Source organism: Janthinobacterium agaricidamnosum NBRC 102515 = DSM 9628, from assembly GCF_000723165.1.
GTDB lineage: Bacteria > Pseudomonadota > Gammaproteobacteria > Burkholderiales > Burkholderiaceae_D > Janthinobacterium > Janthinobacterium agaricidamnosum.
Window position 1 is genome coordinate 2,721,077 of the sequence record NZ_HG322949.1, and the last position, 12,199, is coordinate 2,733,275.

Below are 12,199 nucleotides of genomic sequence, written 5' to 3' on the forward strand. Positions count from 1 at the left end.
CGGCAGGGCGCTCAGCTCCGGTAGCCGGGCTGCACCGAATCAATCTCGGCGCTGAAAGCCGGCAAGTCCTTCAGGCCGTTCGGATTGAGCGCGCGCGCAATCGACAGCACATCCAGGAATTCGCGCAGATGGGTGATCCGGCCACCCTCGACCACCATCCTGGCCGCGAAAAGATAGCGGACTTTCCGCTGTGTGCCGCGGGTCGTCACGCGTGTGACATATTCGGCGTAGAGCTGTCCCGGCGTGTCGATCAGCACCCTGGTCTGTGCGCGCGAAAAACCGAAATCCACATACAGGTCTTTCAGCGAATCGTAGAATGCGGCGATCGCGGCCCGCCCGACATAGCGCGGTTCCAGGCCCAGCGAGTACAGATAGGGCAGTTCAAGAATACCGTCCGGCGCGAACAGTCCGGCGGCCTTGGCGCCGTCCGGAATCGCGTCGATCAGCCGGTACAGCAGGTCGCTGGCCCCGGGCGTGGTTTGCGCCGCGGCAGCGCAAGGGCTGAAGCCCAATTGGGCGCTTGCGATCAGTCCGCCTATCGCGGCGCTTCCGCCCAAGAAATGGCGGCGCCCCAATCCGCAGCCGGCGTCGTCTTGCGGTCCGATAAGTTGTTCTTGTTGAGACATGTGATGGCTCCTTTCTTGACGTGTTTGCATGATGCGAGTGAGCTTAACGCGGCAGGAAATGCGCTGAATGCCATCTGTCCCTCGTTTTACGCCAAAGGCATCGCCGCAAGGCTGCCAATAAAAAAGGCCGCCGGGCAGGTATCTGCGCGGCGGCCTCCGGTTTTGTAAAAACTTACAAAACGTTGTTTACATCATTACAGCGACTTCATGAACGTCAGCAGCGCATCGCGATCCGCTTTCGACAGCTTCTCGAAACGTTGACGCGATGCCTCCGCTTCACCACCGTGCCACATGATGGCTTCGGTCACGTTACGCGCACGGCCGTCATGCAGAAGACCTGCTTTACCGGTACCGCCGGCGACTTTATCGGCGTAACCGATGCCCATCAATGGGGCGGTACGCCAGTAACTGCCCTTGGCCTGGCCTTCGATAAACTTGTCGGCCAGCTTAGGACCCATATCGTGCAGCAACAAGTCAGTGTACGGACGGAAGGTCTGATTGCGCAGTTCCGCCAGCAGGTGGCCAGAACCCGTCTTCATTTCGACCGTATGGCAAGCCGCGCAGTTCATGCTCTTGAACACCTGGGCGCCCAGGTTGACTTGCGCCGGATTGACATCCAGATCTGGAAGCGGAGCAACGCCTTTCGGGAAACCGCTGGCTACACTGCGTTGTGCCGGTACGGCGAGCAGCTCGAGGTAGTGAGTGATCGATTGCAGATCAGCCTCGCTGATACCTTTCTGCGTGCCACCGGCCGCGCAACTGACAGGACCGTTGGCGCAAGCGCGGTTAGGATAGATAGGCGAGGTCACCGACATATCCAGCAGCAACGCTTCGGCGCTTTGCTGACGCAAGCTCGCTTTGGCTGCTTTCCAGCCGAAGCGGCCCAGGCGCACTGCACCGGTTTCCGGATCGTAGGCGAAGTTAGCCACACCCTTGACGCCATCGGCATCAGGAGTGGTGCGGACGCGGGCAAGAATGTCCGCTTCCGGCACGGCTTCCAGCAGACCCACGCCGACCATCCGCTGGGCGGAGCGCAGCGAGAAGTTTTCCGGTACCGGACCATCGAAGGCCAGCGTCGGCTTGCGCAGCTCGACGGAGGTACCGTCGGCCAGTTTCACCGTGCTGGTTTCGAAGCCCGCTACACGCACACCAGTACCCCAGTCTTGCGGCGCGCCGTTGGCGGCGGCGCCGTTCATCTGGATCGCGGTGCCGTATTGCGGATGCGGCACTTGCTGGCCGTTGGCGTTGGTGACGGCAACCCGTACCGACATCTTGTCGAGGCGCTGGTTCACTGCTAACGGTGCCGGACTGGTGCCGTTGCCGTCATGGCAGGCGAAGCAGGAGGACTGATTGAAGCGTGGTCCTTGCAGGCCGGCCACTCGCGTGAAGCGGTCATTGCCTGGCTCGTTGTGTTCGCCGGTCGTCAGGTTGGTATGAATCAGGCGACGGCCTTCGACAAAGCGCTGCATGTTCTGCATGCCGATGTTGGTTGCAGGCTGCTGGAACATCCAGCTGCCGTTATCCGCGTAGTCATACGACACCGAACCCAGGCCACCGGTCAATGTTTCAGCCGGCAATGGCGCGGAGTTCAGGCGCGGGAAAACGCCGACCCATGGCCGCAGACCCTGGCCGACCACATACATCATCTCGGTCGAGTAGTAGCGGATGCCGCCGTTGTCGCCCTTGGCGGGCATCGCACCCGGTGCGGCGAACATCGACGGCGACATTTCGATCGCATCGCCGACTACCAGCGGACGCGCCGGTACGTTCTTGCCGTTCGGGTAACCTTCTGCATCCAGGTCGCCATGGCCCGGGTAGTCACGGATCAGCAGCGTACAGGAGCTGTTGATGCCGTTGGCACTGTACAGCCGGCCATTGGCCGGATAAGGCGTGGATTTGCAGACCTTGCCGTCGTTCACGGCCAGTTCGCCATTGTTCATCCAGCCGTAACCGGTTGCACCCGGCCGGTCGAACGCGCGGAAGAACGCGATGCCGCCAGCGAGGTTATCGGTTTGCATGTACTCGTTGACCTTCAGCATAGGCTTGGTTACACCGGGCACGCGGCTGTTATCGATCACCTCGATACCCCAGGTACGGTTCTGGAAGTAGTTCGGCACGAAGGTCAGGTAATTGCCCGGGCCTTTGTCCACCGGCATGCCGGTGATTGGATCGATGGTCTGGTTGATGGCGCCTGGGAAACCGACTTCCCAATCCTCACCGCGCTCGCGGCCATGGCGGCCGACGCCGCGTACGCCGAAGCGTGTCACCAGCGTACCGTCCGCCAGCGTGAACTGCAACGTTTCCAGCGGCTCGTCGTAAGTCGGCAGCGGAGTCCAGCCATTGCCGCTGGCCGGGAATCTAAATGCCGACGTTTCAGCGGTCGGCACCGTGTTGTCGCTGCCTGGCGATTTGAACTCGACCTCGAACAAGGAATAGCCATACTGCGTGGCGCGCTGTACGCCTTGCAATTGGATATAACGGGAATTGACGCCGAGGTTAAAGAATTCCTCGGTACCGCCCTTGCCATTGGTGATGTAACGCAGTTGCGACCAATTGACGCCGTCATCCGACACGCGCAGCTTGTATTGCTTGCCGTAAGAGTTTTCCCACAGCAGCTTCATGTAGCCGACTTGCGTCTTGACGCCGAAGTCGAACTGGATCCACGCGTCGTCTTCGGACTTGCTGGCCCAGCGGGTATTGGCTTTGCCGTCGATCGCCAGTGCCGCCGACAGACCGCCGTTTTCCGGGGTCGACGAAGTTGCCGCCACCGGTTTGACGGGGACACCCGGCTTGGTGGTGTCGATCGGACCAGGATCCGGCAACGGAACAGGATCCGGATCCGGTTCCGGAGTCGGATCAGGCGCTACCACCGGCGTGCCGGAGAATGCCTGGATCTCGAAGATCGAATAACCGTATTGCGACGAACGCGCGACACCCTGCATGCGCAGATAGCGTCCCTGGCCGTTGACCAGCACGTCTTCGGTGCCGCCCTGGCTGTTGTCCACGGTCTTGATGGTGGTCCAGTTCTGGTTATCGTCGGACACTTGCAACAGGTACTTGGTCGCGTGGGCGTTTTCCCAGTCGATGCGTACCCGGCTGATCTGTTCGGATTTACCGAAATCGAGCGTCAGATACTCGGTGTCGGAAAATCCGCTGCCCCAGCGGGTATTCATATTGCGGTCGATGGCCGCCGCGCCATTCAGGTCGCCACGCTCGGACGAACTGCCCGTCGCGCTCACCGGGGTGAGCGCGACTTCCGCCGCGGCATTTGCCGAAACCTGGGACTTGAGCGAGGTGTTACCGCTGGACGATGAATCGCCGCCGCCGCAAGCTGCCAGCAACAACGTCAGCGCCAGTGGCAAGCCGTGTGTTGAAAGATGCCGTAACCGCCCAGAGTTCAGACCGCTACGAAGTGGTGTTTTTTTCATGATTCTCCTTTTTTGGTTTATTACTGTTACTGCTGATACATCTGCTACTGGTACATCTGCGTCGAAAAATCGACCGCATCGCGAGCGGTCAAAATCATCCCTTGGTTACTTGCCAATAAAACATTTTCCATTGCAAGTATGACACTCGTCATGTTTGTTTCTTAAATAAAAGCCACTGGAATGCGGCTGTACTTAAATTCTATGAGCAATGAAAACATTGCCACATGGAAATATTTTTGGGTAAGATATCGTGAGTCTTTCGACATGTCAAGCTTTCAATTCTCCAGTGCGCAGGCTGATTTAATGGCCATGTTGGCAAAAGATGGCGGTTTCAGTCTTAAAGCTTTGGAAACGGTTCCATAGAAGGTTGCAAAATAACAACTCACGTTACAACTTTTGCGTTGCCCAGTATTGATCGGTGTAAGATCTCGGCTTGATAAAAAAGAATCTTTCGGGTATCGCGTGTGAATTTGCAGCCTGACGCATAGCGTAAAAGGAGCGCTGAAGATGCGAGCTTCTCATGTTTCATCCACCACGGAATCCAGGCACCCGGGGAGCTTCATCGGCCAGCGGCCACAGCTGGTGGCGCAAGGCAAGCTTGTCGGCCTGATCTTTCAAAGTGCCCGGATGGCCACGCAGGCATGAACAATTCCGGGGGAAAACACTGATGAGAACTTCAAGTCAGACATGCTGGAGGACAGCGACAAGAGCCGTGCACAGCTGCAAGACTACGGCACAGCGCTGCAGGCCGATACCCCGGTATCCCTGGGGAATACCATTGACCAGACTCAGCTCCGGTCATTAATGAAGGCCATGAGGAGCATGGGTTAAGTACTGGGTGGCAAGAAGAGATGATCCCGACTGGAAATCGTGTTTGCGATTGGGATACATGCTGAGGCGACTGGCCGTGTGTGGAAGGTTTGTCCATGGGGACATGGGCCGTAACGGTATTTTATAATTTCGCATAATTTATATTATGTTAAATTGTCTACAGGAAACACTGCGATTTTCATCGTCCTGATATTAGTACGAACGCTCTGATGTAAAGGTATCGGGTTGATTGATCTAATCGTACCGGGTATGGCCGAAACCGCATTTTCTGGACTTACCCGGTATGTATAGATCAAAGTACGCCAACATGAGTCTGGGTGTTTTGCGACATCATCATGGGGTGTTTGCGAAATCGTCGAAAAGGTACCACTAGATGTCGCGCGGCTTCTCCGCTTTGTCGCCAAGATACGAAAGTCACTAAATTTGTTCTTTCCACCATGTCTTGACAACCGCAGAGATGGCGGTGATCGCTGCGAGGTAAAAAGCATCTACTTGCGCTCGAGCTTCTGCCCGCCATACTAGGTGACAGCCGGTAGTCGCTGATGGCCCCTCATATTTTGTGTACCTGTCCATGCTGCTGTATCGCCGCTAAAAAGACACTAGAATTGTTCTCAATTTATGTGAAAGTCCATGGCTTGGTCGGATATGCCCCATATTAGCTGTACAGCTAATATGGGGTAAGTCCCTAATTTAGGTGTAATCCTGAGTCTAGCGGCGCCTCGAAGGAAAAATGAGATACATGCAGCTGGCCGATGCTAAATCAACGCGTTGCCGCTGTCTAGCATGCTTCTCCCGACTTCGACGACTCGACGTCTTCTCTTGCAGCACGTCCGTATGCTCGAAGTTGGATTTCGGGCTGGAAAGTTACGCTGCGAAAAAGCATTATAGATTTATCCCCCTATCAAGAGCAAAGAGCAAGCTCCATTTCCAACGGCCTCCCTGGAATGATTCATTCCACATTGCGACGTACTTCCCACACATCTTTCCGGCAGCGTCTCAGGCAAGAAAGTCACTAAAATTGTTGGCCTCTTTAAAGGCCAGAGAAAGCCGGGCTATACAGGATCATAAGACCGCGTGGCAGGATTTTCTGGTGACAGAAAATCTCACCATTGTTGTCGACGAATAATAAAGTCTGACACAACGGTCCATTAAAAATCAATGACTTATCCCTTTAGCTTCGTACCGACGAGCGAAATAAAGTTTGACACAAAGGACGACTTTCACGCTGGTGCCTAGATTCTTGCAATAATAAAGTTTGACACAAATGCGTCGAAGCTTGGTCGGCCATGGCTCCCTCTCGGCGCACCTCATAACTGCAACGCCAGCACGTTAAAGGTCTGTGCCGCAATGGGCCGGCCAACTGGCGCGCCTTCCGGAAGTCCTTATCTGCCGCAGGGTAATGGTGGGCGCCGAGTGCTCGTCCAGCATAATGTCTCAAACAGGCAAGCCTTACAGCAGACACGTTCATCAATTAGAGGGATTTGACAACGCGCTTCTCTGCGATCTTGGATCCCCTGATGCGCGCAGTGGTGTGGTTGTTCGTCAATGAAGAACGACCTGGGCTTGCCAGTGCGCGGCATGGAAATGGCTCCAGTTTCTCCCCCCTCTCCGTCTGCATGACATTCCCTCCAACGATGGTAACGGCAAGCGACTTCGGGTGCCAGCTTTAGAAAGTGCGTTGCTGTCCCCGTGATTAACAACCAGTGGTCTAATGCTGTTGGATGTCGCCGCACTAATAATTTTCTTCTGACGCCAACTTCGCCTGAGTTACTCGGATAGCCAGGGAACTCATCCAGGCTCGAGGTCGGTACGTCACGTCCGAGATACTCGTTGACTCGCCTGAGTAGAGCCTCGGCTGCATTTGCCACCTGGGTCAAGTGAGGCTCTAGCGCAAGGTTCATATCATCAACCGCTCGGTTGTAGGACAACTCCAGCGGTTCGGCGCCTTCGATAACAGTCAATAGCGCGCCGTCATTGCTCCGAAGCACAAGCGCCGGGTAAACCAGAATGCGCGGGCGAGGGGAAAACAGCTGCGATCCGCTAGCTTCATAGCTGAGATGAAGCGCATGGAAGCAATCGACGACGGCCTCGGGAGCGACGTAGTTGAGCACCTGCGCCGCGCGAATGCGAAACGGAAGTTCAACTCGAAGTGTTGCCGCGGAGAGTAGGCCATACAGCTCGCTTGCCCTCCTGACGAAGTCCACCTTGCGAAACACTTCGATGTCGGTTGCGCTTGGCACCTCGCGACAAAACGTCGCGATGGGGCGCTTAAAAACGACTAACCACTGTCCACTTGTTAAGACCGCCCGCGGAAGCTCGTGTTCGTACCGGTCAAGAAGTCCACACACGTAGCCGCCGACCTGCTCAACATAGTCATGCCATTCCGCTGTCGCTGGCGACGTGGCCCGATCCCCCTCATTTCGCCAATGATTGATCGCTTGAGCAATGAGGGACGAGAATTCGTAATTGGTATTCGTTCCACGAGGCGTAATAAATGGCTTATCCCAGGCCTTTGCTTCAATAAGAAGGACAGGCGTGTTCGTCTCGGACGCGACGCCTAAGTAGTCCATGCGCGTCACAGTGCCATTTCTCAGCCGGGCCTCTTCAGCCATATCACCGCCAAGCCCAAGCTTCCAGCCAAGCAGCTCCACAAACTCGTCGAGCAGATGTACGCGCGTCACATGCTCATTGGGGGCGCCAGCGGCCTCCCCAATGTAGGGCCCGGGCGCGTCGCTCTCGAGTGAGCGATCGAATCTCGTGAGCAACTCGGTGAGATCACGCTCGAAAGTTACTTCGTCGGTCTCGCGCGTCACTGGATGAGCTCCGGCAAGCGGTACAGCAGGCGCCGCGCCGCAGTCCATCCCGCGTCCATAAAGATCTCAAGACAATCAACTAGTGCCTTACGGCGTGTTTCGTTCTCGAAAATCTCCTTGTTATCCGCTAGGAAGGTACCTACCATTCGAACCATCAAATCGGCGCCAAGTGACTCGAAATGGTAGCCCCCTTCGACGCCACCAGAACGGATTGCGTGAACGGTGAGATCGAAGGCCTTCGCCGCGTCATAAGGGGCAAGAATTTCGATCAACTGCATAAGATAATAGATCGTGTGTGGTGACGCACGATCACCGATGCGTTCAATTGTTTCCGCCGTCTCAGCGAGGAAGGCTGTGCAGGCAGCGTTGCTCAGCCCCGCAATTTCTCCCCCTGCTCTCCCAGTTGCGAAATACAGTTCCGAGCCTGCGGAATCCAAAAGATCCATACACGCGCGAAACGCGTCCACCTGTTCCGTTGGCACCTCGACCCGAGGGTCGTAATTGATAAGCACACCGTTCGCGGACAGTACGATTTGGTGCAACACTGCCTGCGCGCGGTGACGGACGCTGCTGTCGTCCGGTTCGCCGGGCCGAAGCCCAAGTGCGATGGCTCCTCTAAGCGTCGCGATGATCTTACGCAGCGGCTTGACATACGAAACAGGGTCTCCGATCCACCGAGACTGTAAAGCCACTGCAGCTTCACTCGAATACGTTATTGCCAAAATAGCGACAATGTCGGCCGTCAGCTCAACAATCCTGGCGTGGTTTACTGTACCGTCGAAGCGCTGCAGAGCAACAAGAAGTTGAGACTCCGTTCGATCATGGTCGGCATGAAGTACTCTTCGCAAGAGATCGGCGAGATGGCTTAGTACGCCGAAGTTGGTCTCATTTCTGAACCGCGCATCTAGACGCGTCCAAAACGACTCGCGGTCGATGTCCCAGATACGTATTAGGTGAGTCGCCGCTTGCAGGCGCGTCGCGGGGTGCTGATCACCGAGTAAGCGATCGATATCGTCGCCCAGACGAGCGTATAGTTCCGGGCGCGATAAACATACGTCGAGTGCTGCCACTGCAGCCTCAACGCGCGGGGCAGGCGAGCCCCATGCTTGAGATTTCTCGAATTGAGCTTCGGTTTCATCGTCCACCGTCGGGTTTTCCGACTCAACGGCTATCCGCAGAAAGCTCAGGAAGCGGTCAGCGGGATCGCTCTCCTCATCATTGCAAACAAGTCGCTCACCCTCAGCGAGCAAGGCGCAGGCCTGACCTATGATGCCTTCGCCCATTCGCCGGAGGTCAATATTAAGTTCCTTTGGTAAGAGGCATTGCGCGACCGGCTCCAACACATCGAACACCCTTGATGTTTCTACCTCGTGTTTTGTCGGCTGCCCTGATTCGCCCAGGTAATCTCTCGCCGCTTCAATTGCCGTTATCATGGAAGCGTTGCACGGCAACGACCGGTCAAGATTCCGAATCCAGTCAAATGCGCCGCTCACAATTGAGCGAACATCGACGCGGAAGATACGCTCATTATTTTGATGAGTTTCCTCGAGCCCGGAAGTGACATGCATTCGAGCCTCATTAGTAACGAGCTGATCAGCGCCTACCGCGTTGAAGAGCCGCCCTAGGAAGGCTTCTTTTGCCGCTACTGGGTCCATATAACCACTCGTGTCAAATGTAAGTGCCATCTGTTCGAGAGCTTGCTTTTCGACAGGCGTGCGCTTCGAATATCCGGCGGCCACCACGTCGATCGCGTCTTTACGTGTGTCTGAGAGTGTCAGCCAAGATCCGCTTGCAGCGATAGGCCACAGCAGATCGACGAGACTGTCCTGTCGGCGCACGGCAGCAAGAAAGAGCCTTGCCCAAAAGATCGCCGACTCAATTCTTGAGAGCATATAATTCGCCACCGAGACTGCAGCCGTCTCAGGCAGGGCTATGAGCGCTTTGGTGAACTTCGCAATTAGAGCTTCGCCGTCTTGACCATATTGGCTGTCGGGGTCGTGAGCCCAAATATGGCTTCCATCTGATTTGAGGCGCAATATTCTCCCGTCAATGCTTACTGGCACGACTTCGCCTTCGGCGCCTACGAGATTTGCATGCTCCCTAGAGATATATGCATCGACCGCGCCGACCAGCGCATCGACTGCTTCCGCTGGATGACCAGATAGAAAGTCTGGGAAGTACTCCGACAGCGAGTACAGCGCCATGCTGTAGTCTTGCCCCGCGTTTGAAGTAAGGGAAAGGATTTTGCTCTCTCCCAGGCGAGTCACTACGTCGGAGTTGACGCTGCCAGCATAGGTATTGGAATAAACCTGAGCTACAAACCCGGGTGCTACCTGCGCAAGCTTTTTGATCTCCCTGCATAACGCAGGTACGTCTTCCCACCGGTGAGTTGCAGCGCGCGTTGGATCGAAGACTTTGTCGAGTAGCGTAGTTGACTCGGTTGGGTCGGTCGAAAATGTGGCGACGACTAGTGGAATGAGAGATGCAGCACGCCCCCCGACCACTTCGCGCGTAATGGAGTCACGAAGCAAGGCACGCGCGGCCTTGCCAACCTCCACCGTTAGCTGCGGCGGTTTGGCGGCATTTACGAGCAAGTGAGTTAGGAATCGTAGAATGTGAGACACCCGCTCTACGTTATCCGCAATCGCCCCGGCCAAAGTGACCCAAGGGTTGAAGAAGACGTCTGAATCGTCCTCCAGTCGAACTGCCAGGGCTGCGACAACGTGACCGAGTGCTGTCAGAGCGCGCACATCTCCTGTCATCACGTGCTGGGCTAGAGACCTGGAATCCTCTGAAACCTCGGGGAGTTCCGCACTTAGTCGACCAGCCGCACTTCGCAGTACAGGATCCCCTTCCTTATCGCCGATGATTTGCTCGACAGCTGTCCAATAGCGACTGCGGTCTGTCTCGCTCGCCCACAACTCTTGCAGCAGGAATCCAAGTGCTGGAGCTAGCATTAACCCTTTCGCCTCGGCCTTCGGAAACCTCATTCGTCCAGAGGTAATGGCATCTGGGTCTAGTAGCAGGCGAGAGGCAACGTAATCGAACAGTAGGTGGTGCCGAAATTGCACATAACGATCATTTTCGACTCGGATCAGCACGCCGCGGTGGCAAAGCTCGTCAAACGCATGCGAGTTCGTAGCACTTGCAGCCTGTGCTGTAGAACGGAGCATTCGGGCATCGAGCATAGTTTGTACGACTTGGCGCAGACATGCTTCCGCTCCTACCCCAAGGGAAAGGACTCTGTAGTCCCAAAATAGGTGCAAGAGGTGTGCCTGACTGCCTAAACTCCGCAAGGTTTCCGCGACAACTCCATTCTGAAGCAGCTCGTAGATGAGCCGCGTGTTGAAGGGAACCTCCGCTAGATGTTGCAGTTTCGTGGGTGCACCAGCCAGTGCGGTGGCCAGTTCCGGCGCCTGAACCAGTACTTGCTTGAATTCGTGCTCCGACCATGCAGGGACGAGCACGTGCCGCACGTTAGGAAAGGTCGGGTCACGGTATCCGGCATCGGGAGCCTGTCCGGGAAAAAGTTCACGAAACCTGATTCCCATTCGTAAATCGAAAGTTCTAATAGATGCGACTACCTTCCAACGCCCTTTAAGCGCTAAAACGCGTTCAATCAGCGAGCGGAAGGCCCCTTCGCCCCGTCCTCCCCGAGTTGCATCAAGGGCATCGATGATCAGCCATCCGTCGGTCGGTCCATCCCAAGCTTCGATTACGTTGACAAGGCTGTTTTGGAGTCCAAGTTCAACACGCAGATCATCTAGGCTCTCGACGTTGTAGCGATCCACAGCGAGCTCAATCACATCACCCTTTTGGCGAAGCTCTCTCGCTAGCGCATTGATAACCGCGCTCTTGCCAGCCCCAGGCTCGCCAATAAGCAATACCGACTGCTGCTCTGCCGCCAATAGAACCGCGCCTTGGCACTCACGTGCAACTTTAATATTTCCTGCTGCCCAGTCGATAGACTCGTATCGTTCCAATTCTTGAGCGATCTCGCGAGAATGCTTTTGAAGAACGCCAATATCTTCGGTGAAGAGCGGCGGCGCAGCTAGTGACACATGCTCTTGCATCAACGCGAGTCGTAGCCGCCCCGAATCGGCACCACCTCGTTCAGCCATCCAACGACTACAAAGGTTGAGCAAAGCAGCTAAAAGCGCACGTGACTGACCGGGTGCTGCGACCATCTCCGCGATGGTTACCATTACCCTCGAGTCTGCACCATCGGGATCAAACGTCCAAACGACGACAAGGCGAGCAAGTTCGTTAACGTATTCTGGGTTCCAAGGCTCGGAAGTCGTTCCAGTCCACGCCAGCTCGGCGCACTTTTCAAATACCCGAAATGCATGCTCTTGGTCTCGGGTCAAGGCAGCAGATCCAGGTTGAAGCCGTAACCGAAGGGCTGCTGGCAAATCGCTACGAACAGATGCCGGGGTGCCTGGGCCTACCGCGAGAACGAGCCGATCTCGGTCTGGGGCCAGCGGGCGGTTCCACGCTTGCG

The 12,199-nt window shown here is 56.1% G+C and carries 4 protein-coding genes; all 4 read right to left on the reverse strand.

Annotation, left to right across the window (positions count from 1 at the left end; genetic code table 11):
- Positions 1-11 precede the first annotated feature (11 nt).
- Entirely contained in the window at positions 12-626 is a 615-nt protein-coding gene (locus GJA_RS11500; RefSeq protein ID WP_144241491.1) for a nuclear transport factor 2 family protein, read from the reverse strand.
- A gap of 194 nt (positions 627-820) precedes the next feature.
- On the reverse strand, positions 821-4,054 hold the full coding sequence (locus tag GJA_RS11505) for a di-heme oxidoredictase family protein (RefSeq protein ID WP_081905357.1): 3,234 nt from the start codon (positions 4,052-4,054) through the stop codon (positions 821-823).
- Positions 4,055-6,267: 2,213 nt separating this feature from the next.
- The gene (locus tag GJA_RS11510) at positions 6,268-7,698 is read right to left on the reverse strand and encodes a hypothetical protein (protein WP_051780685.1); all 1,431 of its coding nucleotides are present in this window, start codon (positions 7,696-7,698) and stop codon (positions 6,268-6,270) included.
- Positions 7,695-12,065 carry an ATP-binding protein gene (locus GJA_RS11515; RefSeq protein WP_051780688.1) on the reverse strand — a complete coding sequence of 1,457 codons (4,371 nt, stop codon included), beginning with the start codon at positions 12,063-12,065 and terminating at the stop codon, positions 7,695-7,697. Before GJA_RS11515 ends, GJA_RS11510 begins: the two co-directional genes overlap by 4 nt.
- Positions 12,066-12,199: the final 134 nt, after the last annotated feature.